Raw genomic sequence first — 19074 nt, 5'->3', positions numbered from 1 at the left:
GCGAGCTGTCATAATGGTCGGATGATTAATAGCGTAAACCTGACCGCCGGAACCCGCCAGGTGTTGCTTAGCCAGCAGCAGACAGCGACCCTGACCGAGCAGACGAGCCGTAATATTTCCACCGGTCGCAAGGTCAATTCCATCAACGACAACCCGGCAGCCTATTTTCAGGCCCGCAGCTTAAGCAACCGTGCCGGCGACCTGTTGGCCGTAAAGGACAGTATCGGTCAGAGCCTGCATACCGTCGAGACGGCGTCAGTCGGCCTTCACGCCCAGGGCGACACCGTCGCGCAAATCCGCGCCATTGCATCAAACGCCAAAGGCGGCAGCGTCGCCGAACGTCAGGCAGCGGCACAACTCTTTGACCGGGTTGCGGCGCAACTGGATTCCATTGCCTCTGACGCAAGCTATTCCGGTGTTGGCCTGATCAGCGGTTCACCGCAGAATCTTGATGTTGCAGTCAACGAAAAGGGCGAAACCCTGACGATTTCTGGTGCCGCCGCGGATAGGGCCGGGCTGGGCATCGGTTCCGCTGTTAGCGATTATGGAAATCTTGCAACGGACGCTGATATTGATGCAGCCCTGGCTAAGCTAGACGCGGCGATAAATTCTATCCGTGCCCGTGAGCAATCCTTTGCAACCGATGTTTCGGTCATCAGTATCCGTGAGCAATTTAATGAAGATCTTGGCAATACCTTGCAAGTGGGTTCTGATGAACTGACTGCTGCGGACCTGGACGAACAAGCGGCCAATCTTCTTGCCCTTCAGGTTCGTCAGAAGTTGGGTAACGTCTCGCTCAATCTTATTGCCGAAAAGAATAACGCCATCGCCGATCTTTTCTAGATGACGACGGACATCAGCAAGGCTTATGGGAAGGTTCAGAAGTCCGCCACCCATGGCCGCGCTGCAGAGGCAGAAGCCTTTGCCAAATCGGCAAGAAACCTACATCAGGCCGCCTCTGCCCCCTTTGACGCCGCCGCACTCGAAGAAGCCCTGCAAAGCAACCTGAAATTATGGACAGTTCTTCAGGTCAGTTTGCGCAAGGATGAAGATCATCTTCCCGATGATCTGCGCGAGGATATTCTAAAACTCAGTATTTTTGTTGATAAGCAGACCCTGAAGGCGCGGGCCGCCCCGTCATTGGAAAACGTCGTGCCGCTTGTTGATATCAATCGCAATATAGCTGCCGGGTTATTTCAGAAACCGGAACATTAATTACCGGGATGCCACGTTGACCGGTTGCGCTTGTTCGGCGTACTGGCGGTCAATGGTTGCGCGAACCGCCTGAAATTCTTCCAGTTCCTTACCCTTAAGTTTGCGACCGGAAGGCATTTTGACGCGGAAAGGATTGACCTGACGGCCTGAACGGCGGATTTCATAATGCAGGTGCGGCCCTGTTGAACGCCCAGTGGTGCCTACATAGCCAATAATCTGGCCCTGCTTGACGCGGCGACCCCTGGCCGTGTTGATCCGCTTCATATGGGCGTAGGCGGTGGAGTAATCCGCATTGTGGCGGATCAGGACGAATTTACCGTAAGCGCCTTTGCGACCGGCGTACTTGACGGTGCCACTGCCGGCTGCATAAATCGGGGTGCCGCGCGGGGCGGCGAAATCAAGGCCCTTGTGCATTTTAGTGTAACCGAGAACCGGATGCTTGCGTTTACCGAAACCCGATGACAGGCGTGCCCCGTCGATGGGGGTGCGCATCAGTGCTTTCCTGGCGCTTTGGCCTTTTTCGTCAAAGTAATCGACGCTTCCGTCGGCAAGGGTATGGCGGTAGATGACGTGGCGCTTGCCGCTTAGCTCCAAGGTGGCAAAAATAACGTCACCATTGTGAACGGGTTTACCGTTAGCGTCGCTAAAGCGCTCATACATCAGCTCGAAGCCGTCGCCGGAACGAATATCGCGTTGAAAATCAACATCCCAGGAATACAGGCGGATCAGTTCAGCCAATACAGAATTGGGGACTTGCACCTTGCTTCCGGCCATGTACAGACTATGGGAAATGGTGTTGGTGGCGCGAATAGGTTCGGACATCAGGACGCGCTTTTCGCGACTGGCGCTAAAAGAACCTGCGCCATCTCTGGTCACAACGGCCCTGTGCCGGAAATCCGGAAGCAGGGAAAGACCAAGGAATTCTCCCGCCTTAGCGGTGCTGGTGTCACTCAGGGCCTCGGCATCGGCCTGAAAGGAAATATTGATTTCCTGGCCCTGACGAATACGGGTCGGGTTAAAGACTTTTTTCAGCGCCTGGATGGCCCGATTGGCATCCTGACGGACAACCCCGGCCCGATCCAGAATGGCGCTCATGGTGTCACCGCGACCGACACGGACACGAACCTGATAGGCCGGCGCCTTAGACGGGGTCGCCTGTTCGGATGAATCTTCGTGCTGTTGAACGGGCGCACGGGTTGACAGGGCAGCAGCGGCGGCCGGGTTGCCCAACGAGATCGGGGCCAGCGCCAATGTTGCTTCATTACCGGTATCACCGGGCGCACCGGCATCTGTCTGCTCAAGAACGAAATGAGCCGACGCCAGAACACCCGTGGTTAGAACCACGACAGCAAGGAGGCCTCTTAGGAACATGGTTCCTGCTTTTCTTCTTTCCGTACCCAAGGGGAATTGTCTTTCGTGTTCGCTTTTGTTGGTGGAATTGGTTCGGAAGATGTCAATTCCCAGGGTCTCTGTCAAGTTTCTACGTACCGAATCCATCAACAGAATCAAGACTATTGGGTAAACTGTTAAGAATGTGTTGGTATTTGGCCTAGAGCGGCCAAATCCATATCAGCATCGGCAGGCTGACGGCAACGATCAGGATTTCAAGGGGCAGGCCAAGCCGCCAGTAATCACCGAAGGAATAGCCACCCGGACCCATGATCAGGGTATTGTTCTGGTGTCCTATCGGGGTCAGGAAAGCACAGGACGCGCCAATGGCGACAGCCATAATGAAAGGGTCGGTGTTGACCCCAAGTTGCTGGGCCATGTTGGCCGCTACCGGGGCCATGACGACGGCGGTGGCGGCGTTATTCATGATGTCCGACAGGGTCATTGTCAGCACCAGTACGATGGTAAGGGCAAAAATTGGCGGAAAACCTGTCGATAAATCCAGTATGGTTGCGGCGATCAAGTGGGTGACGCCGGTTGTCTCCATAGCCTGACCGATGGGAATCATAGCCCCCAGAAGCACGATCACCGGCCAGTCGACACTGTCATAGATATCGCGTGGCGGGACGATATTGAGCACCACCATCAGCCCCGCCGCCAGTGCCAGGGCCATAGGCAACGCGACCAGCCCAAAGGTCGCAAGCGCTATGGCCGTTGCGAACAGGCTGATCGACAGCCACGCCAGATGGTGGCGTGGCGGCTGCAAGCCACGACCGGCCAGGGGCATGCATCCCAGCGAGACGACAACTTCAGCAAGGCGATCTGGATCACCTTCGAGCAGCAGTACGTCACCGACCTTGAACCTGAAGGAGCGCAATCGCCCCCGGAAGGGGCGCCCCTGTCTGGCCACGCCAAGAAGATTAACGGCAAAGCGGCGGGGTAAGCGCAATGCTTCCCCGGTTAGCCCGATGATTCGGGACCCAGGGGCCACCAGCGCTTCGTTCAAGGCCGTGTCCCCGGTTTCGAAAAAGCGGGATTTCTTGCTTTTTCGTGAACCGGCGGGGGACAGTTGCAAGGTTGCCAGAAGCCCACCAAGCTTTTCCGGGCCGATCTCAATAACAAGAAAATCACCCGTTTTGACGACGGTACGGCGACCGCCCAGTCGCTGACCTCGGCGAATAACGGCAAGAATTTCAGCGTCGTGCTCTTGGGCTGCGTCGTCCAGTTCAGCAAGTGTCTTGCCGACTGTTTGGCTCTCCTTGTCGACCTTGGTTTCAGTGACATAGGTTTCGATATCGAAAAGCTCCATCGGTGACAGTCTGGCCTTTTTGCCGACCGGGATCAGTCGCCATCCGACAATTGCGATGAAAAGGATACCACTTAGGGCGACGACGCCGCCAACCGGTGAAAAATCGAACATGGTGAAGGGCGTGCCGGTTAATTCTTCGCGAAACGCGGCGATAATGATGTTTGGCGGTGTCCCGATTAGGGTCACAAGCCCGCCCAGGATAGAACCAAAGGAAAGCGGCATCAGGATATGGGAAGCCGTTCTTTTTGCTTTTTCAGCCGATTGCAGGGCTGCCGGCATCAGCAGCGCCAAGGCGCCGACATTATTCATGATGGCCGATAGCGCCCCGGCCACCGTTGATAGCAGGCCGATGTGATGGACCGGTGATTGCAGGGGCGGCAATAGATGGCGGGCGATCAGGTCGACAGCGCCGGAATTTTGCAAACCTCGGCCAACGATAAAAACCATGGCCACCGTTACTGTTGCCGGATGTCCAAAACCCGAAAACGCCTTTCCCGGTTCAATAATTCCGGCAAGCGTCACCGCCAATAACGCGCCAAAGGCGACGACATCGTAACGCCAGCGCCCCCAGATAAAGAGGACGAGCACGCAGCCCAGTAGAACAAGCAGAAAAAGTTGCTGGTAATCCATCTACGGACACCTTTGAGTGTTATCAAATAGGGCCTTCGCAGACGTTATAGTGAACGTACAAAGTGGATGGAACAAGGAAACTCTGAACTTACTCAGTGCTTGTTCGTGGCGCCCCCAGCAACGATTTTGAGACCATCCAGATGAACATGACGCCACCGATAACGGCGATCAGGGCGCCTATCCCGTTCATATACATGCCGATTTTGGCGCCAATGGCTTCCAGACCCTGGGCCCCGCCGGCGGTCTTGCGCGGGGTGCCGTAGCCACCGGCCAGGAACAACCCGACACTGGCCACAAGCTGGCCGCCGCCAAACATGTAGATTTGCGCGTAAAGCGCTTTGCCGGGCTTTAGATCGCGGTCCAGCAGGGGCAGGAAAAAGCCGTAGAACAGGCCCATGAAGCTCAAATTGATACCGGCGATAATGCCGTGATAATGGGCCGGGGTGCGTGTGTCGCCACCATCAACGAACAAACCAAGAATGCCGCCAACGGCGAAGACAACCGGTGACAGCAGCAGGCACAGCAAGACCGGGTCACGCATTTGCAGGCCCTTGCCGATTTTACGTTGTTGTAAAATGTCGACCAGCATGGGGATGCCAACCAGCATGGCGGGCAGGACCAGGCCGTACTGGAACTTGGTAAACATGGTCCAGTATTTTTCATGGACCGGGGCATATTTCAGGGTGATTGAAATGCCCATACCACTATAAAGCACGAGCGTTGCCATTGCCGTTAGCGTCAGTTGATTGTCTTTCAGGACAATGTCCTTAAGGGTCAGGCGGGCGAGAACGAAAAGCGCCGTAATCAGCATGGCGGTATTGGCGAATTGCAGGATATGACCGCCACCCCAGAACAGACTCTCGTTGAATTCATAGGAGAGCAATTCTTCGGCCAGCACGGCCCAGGCTATGGCGAAACACAACAGGGCGACGCCGAAAATCAAGGCTGTGCTTAAGGTACCAAAGGGCAGGGGTTCTTTCCAGCGGCCCTGGCTGCCTGAAACATTGATCAAAAGCCTGAGCACCATCAGGCCGAGGGCTGCCCCCAGCAACGCGAGGCCAGCGTAATACACCGGGTCGGTGATGGCGGGAATATAATTGTTCAGGGTTGCCTCGCCGTTCTCCATGAAAGCCGGTACGAACAACAGCACGCAACTGGCGTAAGCGCCAAGTAGGGCCAGTTTGCCGAGCCCCTGCAGGCGCGGCGCGCCATCAGCCAGTCTGGATGTTGAAACGTTCAACAGACAGCCAAAGACGGCCTGAAACCAAACCACAAAGGAAAACACCACATGGATGACCAGACCCCGGTCAAAGAAATCCAGTGGCAGGGGCAAGATGTCCTGAATGCCGGGAATACGCGAAACGGCGAGCAGAAGGGCAAATATCCCGGCCATGGCAAGTGACAGCATCGCCAACCCGGCCCAGCCGCGTAATTCGGCGTTCAGGGCGGGGCTGCGATTGACCCTTATCGTGTCCAGGAAACCGGCTTCTTCTGTGGGCTTGTCAGATGTCATTATTGCTAACCGTTAAAGGGATAAAGGTGAATGGCCATAACATAGATAACAACGCCTGATATCGATACATAAAGCCACAAGGGCAAGATCCACCGGGCAAGGCGCTTGTGGGCGTCAAATCGTCCCTTAAAGGCGCGGAAGGCCAGCAAGGGCACCATTGGGGTCAGCGTAATGGCACCCAACACATGGGCGACCAGAATGCTGAAATAAACCGGCCGAATAATCCCCTCGCCACCGAATTTAGCCAGCCCGGAATTGGCGTGGTAGTAGACATAAACAATAAGGAAAATGACGGCGGCGCACAGGGCGGATTTCATCATCGCCATGTGTCGGCCTTGCTGGCCGGTACGAATAAAATAAAATCCCGCAAGCAACAAGGCGACGGTCGCCGAATTCAACCCGGCCAGGATATGGGGGAAAGTGGTGATCGCGATCATGATGCTCAGGGACCGTAATTAATGATCTTGTACATGATAGAGACATACATAAGAACGGCAGTGGCCAGCAGGATTGCGAAGACGAGCCATTTTTTCGATTTAGGTTTTTGAGTGTCGGTCATGGATGGGGTTCCGGCGTTTCGTCAATCAGGATAGACGTGAGGGGAATATAGGTGGGGTCCAGGCAAAAGAAAAGGCGGGAATCGATTTACGATCCCCGCCTTCACATTTTCTAAAAGGAACCCTATTTGTTGTAGTCGTAAGGGGTCCAGTCATCGGCAACAGTTACCGGTTCGGGGAAGTTACCCGGTCCCGGAGGGTTCGGCGCGTGGGTCCATTCCAAAGACTTGGAGTTCCACGGATTTGCCGGTGCTTTCTCGCCTGAGATCGCGCACTTGATCCAGCCGATAACCATGATGGCAACGCCGGCGGCCGTCAGGAAAGCGCCAACCGTGGCGACTTCGTGATAACCCTCGAACTGCGGGAACATTTCGTAGTTCCAGTAGCGACGGGGCATCCCTTGTGGGCCGATGATAAACAGGGGCCAGAAGGTGACGTTGATGCCGATGAAGTTGAGCCAGAAGCCGATCTTCGCCATGCCGGTGTCGGCCATGCGTCCGGTCATCTTCGGGAACCAGTAATAGACGGCGGCGAACACTGCGTACGTCGAGAACAGGCCCATGATGAAGTGGAAGTGGGCATGAATGAACGAGGTTTCCGACAGGTGGACCGTCAGGGATGTCATGGCCAGCGGAATGCCGGTCAAGCCGCCAACCATAATCAGGTACAACATGGCGACGGCATACATCATGGCGACGTTGTAGGAGATAGCGGCTCTCCACAGCGTTCCCCAAAGTGACATCACGATCAGACCAACCGGAACCGAGATCAGCAGGGTTGAAATCATCATGCCGATGCGAATCCAGTCGGGCATGCCGGTGACATACAGGTGATGGATCCACACTTCACCGCCGATGGCGACAACACCGCCAATACCACCATAGACGCAGACCTTGTAATTAAAGATCTGGTTTTTGGCCATGGTGGCGATGATTTCAAACAGGATGCCCACCGCTGGCAGGAAGATAACGTAAACCGCCGGGTGTGAGTAGAACCAGAACAGGTTCTGATACAAAAGCACATCACCGCCCGCAGCCGGGTCGAAGAAGTGGGTGCCAAGATATTTATCAAACAGAAGCAAGGTCACAGCGGCGGCAAGCACCGGAATGAACACCAACTGCAGGACAAATGCGGCCAGGGTGGTCCAGACGAAGATGTTTAGCTGGTTCCAGCCCATGCCCGGGGCACGCATGTAAATCACCGTGACCAGGAAGTTGACGGCGCCCAGGATCGACGAGAAGCCGAGCAAGTGAACCGTAAACACATAGAATGATGTGTTCCCCTCCGTGGTTATCGAATAAGGCGGATAGCCCGTCCACATGATGTCCGGCGTGTCGGGTACGACGACGCTGAGCAATGCCAGGACAATGGCGAAGTAGAACAGCCAGATGCTGAAAGCATTGATCCGCGGGAACGCCACATCGGCGGCGCCAATCATCAAAGGCAGGAAATAGTTGGCCGCGAAACCGGTCAAGCCCGGGATCAGGAAAGCCAGGATCATTGCTGCCCCGTGGAAGTAGAGCCATTCGTTGTAATCGGTTCCTGTTTCAATGAACTGGGCGCCGAGCTGGGATTGTTCCAAACGCATCATCATGGCCATCATGCCGGCAACCGCGAAGGCCGCCATTGAACCGATCAGATACATGACACCGATACGCTTGTGATCAGTGGTGAAAATCCACTCTTTCAGGCTAAAAGCTTCCTGATCGTGGGTTGTTGTTGCAGTACTCATATCAAATTTACTCCTTGGCGCCTGGGCCTCAGCCTTGTTCGGCTAACCATTTTTCAAATTCAGCGGGGGCAATTGCTTCGACGTCGGTAAACATTTCCGAGTGCGAATTACCGCAGAATTCACGGCACGTGACGAGGGATTTAACTTCTTCGATGGGATTAAACCAGATGTAGGTAATCCGCCCCGGCATGACATCTTCGGTCAGGCGATAGTATGGGACACCGAAGGAATGAATGACGTCGTCCGAAGTCATCCGCAGGACAACCGGGGTGCCGACGGGAACTTTCAGCTCGTCGGTGGTTGTGCCGTCTTCATACTCAAACTCCCAGTACCACTGATAGCCGGTGACTTTGACTTCCATGGCGTTCTCGGGAACGGTGCGTTGATGATCCCAGACTGTCCAGCCTTTAGCAGCAAGGTAGAAGTCATCAGCCATGAAGATGGCTGCCGGGATCAAGGCCCAACCGATAGCATTGGCCCTTGATAATTTCGTCGCGGTACCGACCTGTTCGGGGCTGGTCGCCTTGAAGCGAATCAGCATGTAGATAGCGGCGACAATGAAAATGACGCCAATCACGGTAATATCTACCAGGACCTCATGCCAAAGTGCGTCCCAATCGGCCCGCGTGTCAGGGGTGTCCCCGGCTGCGGCAAATGCCGGTGTTGCAAACAGCAAGGCCACAGCCGCACCGTTAAGCACTGATAAAAATCGCTTAAGTTTCAAGTTTCTTCTCCCTCTCTTTCCGCCGGCGTCGGAAAACGAAAACCGAACCGGAAAACGCCGTAACCCCAAAAGTTAATGAGCCCACGGCGACAAATAATGGAATGTTGTATGTGTAACGACCTTCTTTATAGTTGTAGCTATAGCAAAGGCTGGTTGCAAAATTGATGATTTCGTTCGGCCTGAACTTGCCCTGCTTGGCATCGAACACAGCCAGTTCAACGTCTTTGGACTCCACAGTTTGGGAATACAAAACGCGAATGAGCCTTCCTTCTGCCGACAGGAACAGGAATGCTCCGGGATGGAAGAACGTCCGATCAGTGGGTGACCAGAAGTAATTAAAGCCCAGCCTGTCGGTAAAGGGCTTGATTTGTTCAGGATCCTTCAGGGTCGCAAAAGACCATCCTTTTCCAAGCTTCTTTGTTTCTTCCAGATGCTGTTTGAAGACGCCCAGTTTTTCCAAATTGTCCTGCTTGTCGAAAGAAATGGTCAGAACCTCGAAGTCCTCGCCCATCTTAATGTCGGTGACGCCTTCAAGCCGGTCGCGAAGATCGGCGTTGATAATCGAACAGCTGCCATCGCAGGTATAATACGAAAGCACCAAAATCAGGGGCTTGCCCAGTTTATCGCCTAACGTGAACGGTTGGCCGCTTTCATCGATCAGAGCAAGATTTTTGTCGACCTTAACGCCGAGAACTTTTTGTTCGTCGATCTGGAAGGTGCTTGGGTCAATGTAGGATTCCGGCACGCGGTTGTACTGCGCCTTTGCCGTAGAAATGGCAAAGGCGGAACACAAGACAATACCCGTTATTAAGTTACGAACCCTCAGCATGGTCCCAATCCTACCGGTTTTCCGTCTTACCAGAAGTAAATCTGGGAAACGACAAAGAACCAGACAACGTCAACAAAGTGCCAGTAAACCGAGGCACAGGCGACGAAGGAATCGTTGGTTTTACCTTTTAGCGCCGGGATCAGGACCGCGACAAACAACGCCAGGCCAATAAACACATGTGACGCGTGGAAGCCGGTGATCGAGAAGAACGCCGAACTGTACGAGTTGGTGCCGGGCACAAAGCCTGCATGGATCAGATGGTTGTATTCAAAAACGGTGAAGCCCAGGAAAACGGTGCCAAGCACAATGGTGATAATCAGCCACTTGTTGAAACCGCTGTTATCGCCATCATCAAGTTTGATTTCCGCATTGTGCATGGTGAAACTGGATGAAACCAGGATGACGGTCATGATCAGCGGGATCGTGGTGCTGATTTCAGGCGTTCCTTCCGGCGGCCAGTTGATGCCTGCCGACAAACGCATCGTCCAGTAACTGGCGAACAGCCCAAGGAAGATGAAAATTTCAGAAACGATGAAAATGGGAAGGCCGACAATGGAAACCCCTTCAACGAGGTTCTTGTGGCTCATGCCTTCCTGGACCCATTTGGCGACACCGGCCAGGATCATTGGAACACCAAGACCAGCACCGATGATGGTCATCAGTTGGTTTTCGTATACAAAATGTCCGGAAAAGGCGATCGGAACCAAAAAGAATATACCCGCCACCAGCACCAGCGGTGCCCAACTGGTTTCCCAGTGATGTTCGTGTTCGTGATGGTCGTGCGTTATGTCATGAATTTGATGGGTTGCTTCGGTGGACATGGTTTTAGTCTTCCCCTTTAATCGAAAACACTTACCTGAAACGACAAGTACAATAAGTGAGCAACAAAAAACCGCTCAGCAAAGGTTTCTAAGTTACGATACACCCGTTTGTAATGACTCATTGTAATATCGTCAAACGTTCTATGAATTCACCCGATTGGGTGGGAGGCAGTCATTCGTCACAGTAAAAAATCTCTCTATATATAAGCAAAGTTTAATATTAAGAGGTTAGTTATTCTAATAATCAGGCTACTTAACTGAACAGCAACGATTAAACTGATATTAGTAAACAATGGTTTGCAGTCACGGGGTATTCTCTTCCCGTGGCCGGGGTTGCTCTCTTATTTCTATAGTTTATTGAATTACTTCTATTGTTTATCCAAAAAATATTTATTTTTTTCATTAAATAAATGATGTTGATCGCGAGGGCGTGCAAAATATAGAGAATCCGAAGGGCGGGTCGGCCTTTTTGTTGGCCCATGTTGGTGTTTGGTATTAGGGCAAAGGCGCGATATGATCCCGTGCTCTAACGTGCTGAAGTAGACGGAAAATCATGGATACAAAAGTCGAAAAAGAACAACCCTCCATAGACCCTGAGAAATTGTCCCGGGCCATGCAGGATTTTGCCGAACGCGGACAGCGCATCGCCGAGTCTTTCATCAAACAGCAAGAATCAGGTGATGGCTATCAGGTCCCTGATCCGGTCGTTGTCTCCAAGGCTTTCATGGAGCTTGCCCAGCAGTTAATGGCCGATCCGCAGAAGCTGGCTGAGACCCAGGCCAAATTGTGGAACAACTACGCTGAATTATGGCAGACCACGGCCAAGCGCATGAGCGGGGAAGAGGCAGAGGCTGTCGTCGAACCCGAAAGTGGCGACCGGCGCTTTAAGGATGGGGCCTGGAACGATCAAGTGGTTTTCGATTTTATCAAGCAATCCTATCTGTTGACGTCCGATTGGATGCAGCAAACGGTTGGCGACGTCGAGGGTCTTGATCCGAAAACCGCTGAAAAGGTTCGCTTCTACACCCGCCAGTGGGTCGATGCCTTGTCGCCCAGTAACTTTGTCGCCACCAACCCGGTGGTGCTTCGCAAGACGGCGGAAAGTGGTGGTGAAAATTTGCTTGATGGCATGGAAAACCTGCTCGGTGACCTGGAAAAAGGCAAAGGGCGCTTGCGTATTTCCATGACCGACGAAGACGCCTTTACCCTGGGAGAAAACGTCGCGACCTCACCGGGCAAGGTGGTTTTTGAAAATGAACTGATGCAACTCATTCAATACGCGCCGACGACGAAGAAGGTTCGCGCGACGCCGTTGCTGGTGGTGCCACCCTGGATTAACAAGTTTTATGTCCTCGATTTACAGCCGAAGAATTCGTTTATCAAATGGGCGGTTGATCAGGGCAATACCGTGTTTGTTATTTCCTGGGTAAACCCCGATGGCAAGCTGGCTGGCAAATCCTTTGACGATTACATGCTCGAAGGCCCGCTTGCTGCCCTTGACGCCATGCAAAAGGCGACGGGCGAGAAAAAGGCCAATATTGTCGGTTACTGCATCGGCGGTACATTAACGGCCTGCACGCTTGCCTATATGGCCGCCAAAAAAGATAACCGGATCAAATCGGCGACGTTCCTAACCACCATGGTTGATTTCGCCGATCCCGGTGAATTGGGTGTGTTCATTGATGATGAGCAAATCAACCTGATGGAAGAGCACATGAATAAAAAGGGCTATCTCGAAGGCTCTCACATGTCGACGGTGTTCAATATGATGCGCGATAACGACCTGATCTGGTCGTTCATCGTCAACAATTACCTGATGGGCCGCAGGCCCTTGCCGTTTGATTTGCTTTACTGGAATTCGGATTCAACCCGAATGCCGGTGATGATGCACAGCTTTTACCTACGCAACATGTATCTGGAAAACAAACTGGTTGAACCCGGGGCCATATCATTGGCAGGGGTGCCAATTGATCTCGGTAAAATAAAAATCCCGACATATATCCTGTCGACCCGCGACGATCATATCGCACCGTGGCAATCCACATACAGCGCTACAGATTTATATAGTGGGTCCAAACGCTTTGTCCTGTCGGCCTCTGGCCATATCGCCGGCGTCGTCAATCCGCCGGTTAAGGAAAAATATTGTTACTGGACCAATAGCAAAATGCCAAAAGCCGCCGATGCCTGGTTTGAGGGGGCAAAGCGGCAGGAAGGCTCCTGGTGGCCGGATTGGGATAAGTGGCTGAAAAAACATGCCGGGGCCAAGGATGTTACTGCGAGAAAACCGGGTGCCGGAAAATTGAAGCCACTGGAAGATGCGCCGGGGTCATACGTCAAGGTGCGGTTGAAGGAATAACCCGCCCCGGATTTAAATAAGCCCCTTCTTTCAATCGTTTGCCCGGCAAGATAAATAAATGCATAGTATCGCCATGGAAAAAGCGACAGCCCCGTCGAGCACCATCAGCATCTATGAAGAGAGGATTTCCGGCCATCTGGAATTGCTCTCCACCATGGGGCAGGATTTTGCCACCTCGCTTGATATTGATGAAACCCTGCGCCATGGACTGGAGCGGATCACCGATTATGTCGGCGCCGAAGGTGGCGCTCTTTTCCTGCTTGATGAAAAAGGTGAAAAACTGACCTGTACGGCGTGTGTCGGGGAAACCGAAATCACCGGCCTGACCCTGAACAGTGATGAAGGCATCGTCGGGCGTTGTGTTCAGCTTGATGTCGGGGAAATCGTCCGCGATGTATCCACTGATCCCAACTTTCAAAATTCTGTAGACGCCCAAACCGGCTTTACCACCCGATCCATTATGTGCGCCCCAATGAGCGTCAAGGAAGAGCGCATCGGCGCCATTGAACTGGTCAACAAACGCTCCGGTGACGGCCTGTTTGATGAACATGACTTACATCTGCTGCGTTCGCTGTCTTCGTCGGCGGCACTGGCGACAAAGAATGCTCGCATGGCCGAAGCCCTGGTCGAGCAGGAAAGGGTGCGCCGGGAACTTGAACTGGCGGCGGAAATTCAGCGTGGTCTCCTGCCCGATGCCGGTGATGAAAGTTCACCGATCCACGGCGTCAATTGCCCGGCGCGGACAGTCTCAGGTGATTTCTATGATTTCTTCCCGCTTGATGACGGGCGTATCTGCTTCAATCTGGGCGATGTTTCGGGCAAGGGTATGAACGCCGCTTTGCTGATGGCCAAGACAGCCAGCCTGTTTCGGTGCCTTGGTAAAACCATTCATCAGCCTGGGCGTTTGTTGTCGATGATCAATGATGAAATCTGCGAGACCGTAACCCGCGGCATGTTTGTCACGATGGCCGGTGGTATTTATGATCCAAAAACCGGTATCGTCAAACTGGCCAATGCCGGGCATGAACCGCCACTGTTTTATTCAGGTGATGGCTCTTTTGAAGCCATTCAGGCGGAAGCCCCGCCGCTGGGAATTTCACCGTTGTTGTCAGGCGATGATGGCATTCCGGAGATTGAATTCAATCTGAATGGCGGAACTCTTTACATATTTACTGATGGCGTCACCGAAGGTTATCTGGAAGATGGCAGCGAACTTGAGTCCGAAGGCTTGATGAAAATTCTCGTTGATAAGGCAGCCGACCCTGTAATGGCGCGGTTGCAGACGGTGATCGACTGCATATACCGGGAAAATGTTGCCTTGCGTGATGATCTGACATTGCTGGCCATTGATGATGGCCTGAACAAAGCCGAACGCCCTGAACAGGAGAACGATCAGGACGAGGCGGCGCCGGAAAATATATTCCATGTCAATTTTCCCTCCCAACCCGACCGTCTGAAACTGGTGCGCAGCGCCGTCTTCGATACGGCGAAGATGTGCGGATGTTCTGAAACTGTCGCCCGCGATATCGTCATTGCTGTTGATGAGGCGTGTCAGAATGTTATCCGTCATGCCTATAAGGGCTCGCCCGATGGCAAAATCGTTCTTGATATCAGCCGTGATGGCGATAGCATTGTCCTGTCTCTCAGGGATTTTGCAGACCCTGTGGACGTTGACAAGATCAAGCCCCGTGCGCTCGATGATATAAAGCCCGGCGGCCTGGGCACCCATTTCATTCGTGAAATCATGGATGAGGTTGATTTTTTACCCCCTCCGGAAGGCGATGGAAATATACTGAGAATGGTGAAACGAATTGAGTAACGAATTGAGAAACCAAAATGGAACATGAAGTAACCGAACAAGATGGCGCCCTTATTGTCGGTTTTTCAGGCGATGTGGATTTGCAATCCTCCCCTGATGCCCGAAAAATCCTTCTTGAATGCGTGGCCCGAAATATGCCGGTTCTGGTTGATTTGTCAAAGGTCAACTACATCGACAGTTCGGGTATTGCTTCGTTGGTTGAATCCCTGCAAACGGCACGCAAGGGCGGTGGAAATTTGTTGCTGGTGTCGGTCAGCGAAGCGGCGCTCAGGGTGCTGGAACTGGCCCGACTGGACAAGGTCTTTACAATCTGCGGCACCATCGATGAAGGGCTGGCCAGTCTTTAAATTATGAGCTTGAAGAACGCCAAAGAAGGAGCACTTGGGTATACCGAGAGTATCGGTCGCCAGACAGTCGTCGGCGTCGAGGAAATCGGTAACGGCGGATTTTTGTTGCTTGAAAGCATCTACTGGCTGTTCGTCGGTCCGCGCCTTAAACAACCGGTGCGTTTCGGCGCGGTCGTAATGCAAATGATGGAAATCGGCATCAAGGCAATCCCCCTGATCGCCATGATGGCCGGAACCATCGGTGCCATGATGGCCATGCAGAGCATTTACATGTTGCGCATCTTCGGGGCTGAATCACAGGTGACGTACGGTGTCGCCTTTTCAGTTGTCCGTGAATTCGCGCCGCTGATCACCGGCATTCTGGTTGCTGGCCGGTCCGGTTCAGCCCTTGCCGCCAGGCTGGGGACGATGAAAATATCCCAGGAAATAGATGCCCTGAAGGTGATGGGGATCAATCCGGTACGCTTCCTGGTGGTGCCGGCGCTTCTTGGCATGATCGTTATGGTGCCTGCCTTGACCATTCTGAATATGATCGTCGGTATGTTGTGCGCCGGGCTTTACATCAATGCCGACTTAGGCATTTCACTTGCCGCCTATTTTGACCAGGTGATCAATATCCTTGCTGTGGGTGATGTCCTGCACGGGGTTGGCAAAAGCGTCCTGTTCGCCATTCTGATAGCGCTTATCGGGGTCATTAACGGCGCATCGGTAACCGGTGGTGCGGAAGGTGTCGGCAAGGTAACGACACGGGCCGTTGTTCAGGCTATATCGGCAATCATCATTACCGATATGCTGTTTGCATTCATGGCGACGAGGTAAAGGATGAGCACTGAACCCAACACCGTTATCGAAGTTGAAGACCTGGTCACCCATTACGGAACCCGCAAAATTCTTGACGGTGTCTCCATGAACGTCGCCGAAGGCGAGATTATGGTCATCATGGGCGGCAGTGGTTCGGGAAAGAGCACCTTGCTCAGGTTCATGATGGCCCTTGAAAAGCAAACCTCTGGCACGATCAGCTTGCTCGGTCAGGATATCGGTTCGGCCAACCAGCAGGAAATGTTTGATCTGCGCAAGAAAATCGGCGTCGCCTTTCAGGGCGGCGCATTGTTCAGTTCGATGACGGTTGGCGAGAACATCATGCTGCCGCTTTACGAGCACGCCAATCTTGACATGCTAACCATGGAAATTATGGCCCGTATGAAACTGGAAGTCGTTGACCTGGCGGGTTTTGAAGACCTCATGCCGGCCGAACTGTCTGGCGGCATGATCAAACGGGCCGCCTTTGCCAGGGCCGTCATCATGGATCCTAAGCTGTTGTTCTGTGACGAGCCTTCGGCAGGGCTGGACCCGGTTGTTGCGTCTGCCCTGGATGATTTGATCCTGAAGCTCCGCGACGCTTTGCAAATGACCGTCGTCGTCGTCACCCATGAACTGGAAAGCGTTTTTAAAATCGCCGACAGGGTGACGGTGCTTGATCGCGGTCACATTCTTTTTATTGGTACGGTCGACGAACTGCGCAACAATAAGAGCGAGCGCATTCAAAACCTTCTCAACCGCCGTCCCGAAGACGATAACATTGATCCGGACGAATATCTGCGTCGTCTCACCGGTGAAGAAGAAAAAGGGGGAGACGCGACCTTATGAGAAATAACAAACTGAACTATGTGATCGTCGGCAGCTTCGTATTGGCGATGATTTTCGGCCTGATTTTTTCGATCGCCATGTTGACCGGGCGAACCGGGGCGACCGATAAATATTTTGCCGTCTACCGAAACGTCACCGGCGTCAAGTTCGGCACCCAGGTATTGTATGAAGGTTTTCCCATTGGCCAGGTCGAGGAAGTAACCCCGGTCGCCGAAGGCTCGAAAATGAGCTTCCGCGTCGACTTTACAGTCGTTGAAGGCTGGCGCATTCCCGAAGACAGCGTCGCCAAAATCGCTGCCCCCGGATTGCTTTCGGCGATCACTTTGAGCCTGAACGCCGGCAAAAGCGAGAAGATGCTGGAGCCGTCCTCACAGGTAAGCGGTCTGGAAGCGGCCAATGTTTTCGCCGTGGTTTCATCCGTCGCCGACCAAATAAGTATGTTGGCTGAAAAAGATATTCGGCCGTTGCTTAACAACATCAGCCCGCTGCTTGAATCGATTACCAAAACCTCAGATAGTTTCGGTGAAATTCTGGCTGGCGATGGCAGCATTCTCGTATCGGACCTGGTTGATTTGACCGGCGAGTTGGGTGATCGCATCCCCAGAATTGCTGGCGACATTGAACAGATTACCACCCGTATTAATGACAGCACCAAGGAGTTGAGCACCCTGCTAACCGAGAAAAATCGCAAGCAGATCGAAAGTCTGATCGAAAATATGGATACGGCGGCCGCTAACTTCACCGATTTGTCAGGCAATCTTGACGGCCTGATCAAGGATCTCAACAGCGTCGTTACTGACAACAAGTCCAATATCGACGCGTCTGTCGTTGATGTCCGTTACGTTACCGGCGCATTGGCCCGCCATATCGATGCGCTCAATCAGAATATGGAAGCGACGTCGCGCAACATGTACGAATTCAGTCGGCAGATTAGGCTTAATCCGGGATTGCTGCTTGGTGGCACACCGCCGCGTGATGAAGCGAAACCCAAATAAAAAGGCGATGAGGGATGAAAAAAATCTTTAGGAGTCTGGCCCTGGTTTCGGTTGTCTCACTGGCCGCTTGCGCACAACCTGAACTGCCCAAGGACCACTATTACCGCCTGCAGGTCCAGGGGCCGGATAAAGCCATGAATGAACCCCTTTTCAAAGGCACCATCGAGGTTGAGCGTTTCCTTGCCGATGGCCTGACCGCCGGTCGGCCCATCGTTTATTCCGAGGCCGGCAGCGAACATCAATTACTGGAATACCACTATCATTTCTGGACCGAGCCGCCGGTGGTCATGCTGCGTGATCAGTTGATTGATTTTCTGCGCGCCGCCAAGGTTTCCGATATGATTGTCTCGCCTGAAATGCGCTCCCGCCCTGACTACCGCCTGACTGCTAAAATTAAACGTCTGGAAAAAATCGTCGGCCCCAAACCCAGCGCCATTGCCGAACTGCAACTGGGGCTTCAGGACGAGCAGAACGGTGAAATTATCCACCTTGCCAACTACCGGGTCGAAGTCGGCGCCCAGTCGGCAAGTGTCGGCGACGCCGTCATCGCCATGAACAAGGCGTTAACTGAAATCTACTCGCGGTTTGTCGCCAGTCTGGGTAAGCTGTAGGGCGCGAGCTCACTTCACAAGGCAGGGCAAACGTCTGCTTTTAGGCGATTAAAGGACCTTTTTAATTGAAAGAGGTTCAGTCCGATTTTGACCCATAGCCGACATTTTATCGAGTATCAAAAAGAATTGTTTATGGCGTGTGGTTCCCAGCAGGATGGTCTCCACTGAACCGCATCATGAAAAACGATCCTGCCAGAGAAAACAGCGCCAGGACGATGGCATAACTCGTATAAGCACTCCACTCCTCCGACAAATCGATAAAATTAATCAAGCCGCAACTGACCAGCAATATCCAAGGAATCTTGTGTCCAAATAGGCCGCAGGCGCTGCACTCTTCGGAGTCGTTGAGATCACTGTCTATTTCCTCGAACCGACAGAATTTTTCGTAAGCCCAACCACCGGCGATAAGCACGCCGCTACCGATCCAGACAATGTTAGGAAGATACAGGTGGGCTTCTAGATTGGCGGATGCGCTGAGCATGACCAGAAAAGAAATCGCGCTGTATATGAGAGGTTTACGCCTGCAGGCAGGCCCCGCTTCATCTGTTATCATTCCAAAAATCACGAACCTTACTGGCCG

General features: G+C 53.1%; 18 protein-coding genes. 9 read left to right on the top strand and 9 right to left on the bottom strand.

Annotated elements, in window-relative coordinates:
• Positions 1-21 precede the first annotated feature (21 nt).
• Both HOL66_07085 and flaF read left to right on the top strand, forming a co-directional pair.
• Positions 22-843, top strand: coding sequence for a hypothetical protein (locus HOL66_07085; GenBank protein ID MBT5243991.1), 822 nt, complete (start codon positions 22-24; stop codon positions 841-843).
• Positions 844-1215, top strand: coding sequence for a flagellar biosynthesis regulator FlaF (gene flaF / locus HOL66_07080; protein ID MBT5243990.1), 372 nt, complete (start codon positions 844-846; stop codon positions 1213-1215). It abuts the gene before it with no gap.
• On the opposite strand, the gene HOL66_07075 is transcribed toward flaF, so the two are convergent.
• The 8 genes from HOL66_07075 to HOL66_07040 form a co-directional block, all read right to left on the bottom strand.
• Positions 1216-2691 carry a peptidoglycan DD-metalloendopeptidase family protein gene (locus tag HOL66_07075; protein ID MBT5243989.1) on the bottom strand — a complete coding sequence of 492 codons (1476 nt, stop codon included), beginning with the start codon at positions 2689-2691 and terminating at the stop codon, positions 1216-1218.
• A gap of 73 nt (positions 2692-2764) precedes the next feature.
• A complete protein-coding gene (locus HOL66_07070; GenBank protein MBT5243988.1) occupies positions 2765-4543 on the bottom strand; it encodes an SLC13 family permease in 1779 nt (592 codons plus the stop codon).
• An 88-nt stretch (positions 4544-4631) separates the two neighbouring features.
• A complete protein-coding gene (locus HOL66_07065) occupies positions 4632-6056 on the bottom strand; it encodes a hypothetical protein (GenBank protein ID MBT5243987.1) in 1425 nt (474 codons plus the stop codon).
• 5 nt (positions 6057-6061) lie between these two features.
• A complete protein-coding gene (locus HOL66_07060; GenBank protein ID MBT5243986.1) occupies positions 6062-6493 on the bottom strand; it encodes a DUF420 domain-containing protein in 432 nt (143 codons plus the stop codon).
• 244 nt (positions 6494-6737) lie between these two features.
• Positions 6738-8345, bottom strand: a complete 1608-nt coding sequence (locus tag HOL66_07055) for a cytochrome C oxidase subunit I (GenBank protein MBT5243985.1) — start codon at positions 8343-8345, stop codon at positions 6738-6740.
• A gap of 28 nt (positions 8346-8373) precedes the next feature.
• Complete coding sequence (coxB, locus tag HOL66_07050; protein ID MBT5243984.1) at positions 8374-9069, bottom strand: cytochrome c oxidase subunit II; 696 nt, start codon at positions 9067-9069, stop codon at positions 8374-8376.
• Positions 9059-9898 carry an SCO family protein gene (locus HOL66_07045; GenBank protein MBT5243983.1) on the bottom strand — a complete coding sequence of 280 codons (840 nt, stop codon included), beginning with the start codon at positions 9896-9898 and terminating at the stop codon, positions 9059-9061. The genes coxB and HOL66_07045 overlap by 11 nt, the downstream gene beginning before the upstream one ends.
• A gap of 26 nt (positions 9899-9924) precedes the next feature.
• Positions 9925-10719 (bottom strand): heme-copper oxidase subunit III, encoded by a 795-nt coding sequence (locus tag HOL66_07040; GenBank protein MBT5243982.1) that lies wholly within the window; start codon positions 10717-10719, stop codon positions 9925-9927.
• Positions 10720-11332: 613 nt separating this feature from the next.
• Between HOL66_07040 and phaC the strand changes: the two genes are divergently transcribed.
• The 7 genes from phaC (at position 11333) to HOL66_07005 (ending at position 18494) form a co-directional block, all read left to right on the top strand.
• The gene (gene phaC, locus HOL66_07035) at positions 11333-13075 is read left to right on the top strand and encodes a class I poly(R)-hydroxyalkanoic acid synthase (GenBank protein MBT5243981.1); all 1743 of its coding nucleotides are present in this window, start codon (positions 11333-11335) and stop codon (positions 13073-13075) included.
• Positions 13076-13148: 73 nt separating this feature from the next.
• A complete protein-coding gene (locus HOL66_07030; GenBank protein MBT5243980.1) occupies positions 13149-14894 on the top strand; it encodes a SpoIIE family protein phosphatase in 1746 nt (581 codons plus the stop codon).
• Positions 14895-14911: 17 nt separating this feature from the next.
• Positions 14912-15241: an STAS domain-containing protein gene (locus HOL66_07025; protein MBT5243979.1), complete on the top strand. Its 330-nt coding sequence runs from the start codon at positions 14912-14914 to the stop codon at positions 15239-15241.
• A gap of 3 nt (positions 15242-15244) precedes the next feature.
• Complete coding sequence (locus HOL66_07020; GenBank protein MBT5243978.1) at positions 15245-16060, top strand: ABC transporter permease; 816 nt, start codon at positions 15245-15247, stop codon at positions 16058-16060.
• A 3-nt stretch (positions 16061-16063) separates the two neighbouring features.
• Positions 16064-16888: an ATP-binding cassette domain-containing protein gene (locus tag HOL66_07015; GenBank protein MBT5243977.1), complete on the top strand. Its 825-nt coding sequence runs from the start codon at positions 16064-16066 to the stop codon at positions 16886-16888.
• Positions 16885-17883: an MCE family protein gene (locus HOL66_07010; GenBank protein MBT5243976.1), complete on the top strand. Its 999-nt coding sequence runs from the start codon at positions 16885-16887 to the stop codon at positions 17881-17883. Before HOL66_07015 ends, HOL66_07010 begins: the two co-directional genes overlap by 4 nt.
• Positions 17884-17897: 14 nt before the next feature.
• Positions 17898-18494, top strand: a complete 597-nt coding sequence (locus HOL66_07005) for a hypothetical protein (protein MBT5243975.1) — start codon at positions 17898-17900, stop codon at positions 18492-18494.
• 130 nt (positions 18495-18624) lie between these two features.
• Here HOL66_07005 and HOL66_07000 read toward each other — a convergent pair whose 3' ends face one another.
• Complete coding sequence (locus HOL66_07000; GenBank protein MBT5243974.1) at positions 18625-19047, bottom strand: hypothetical protein; 423 nt, start codon at positions 19045-19047, stop codon at positions 18625-18627.
• Positions 19048-19074 lie beyond the last annotated feature (27 nt).

It is taken from the genome of Rhodospirillaceae bacterium (genome assembly GCA_018662005.1).
In the GTDB taxonomy this organism is placed as follows: Bacteria; Pseudomonadota; Alphaproteobacteria; order Rhodospirillales; family JABHCV01; genus JACNJU01.
Note: the sequence above shows the minus strand (reverse complement) of the source record. Positions and strands in the feature narration are given on the sequence as shown.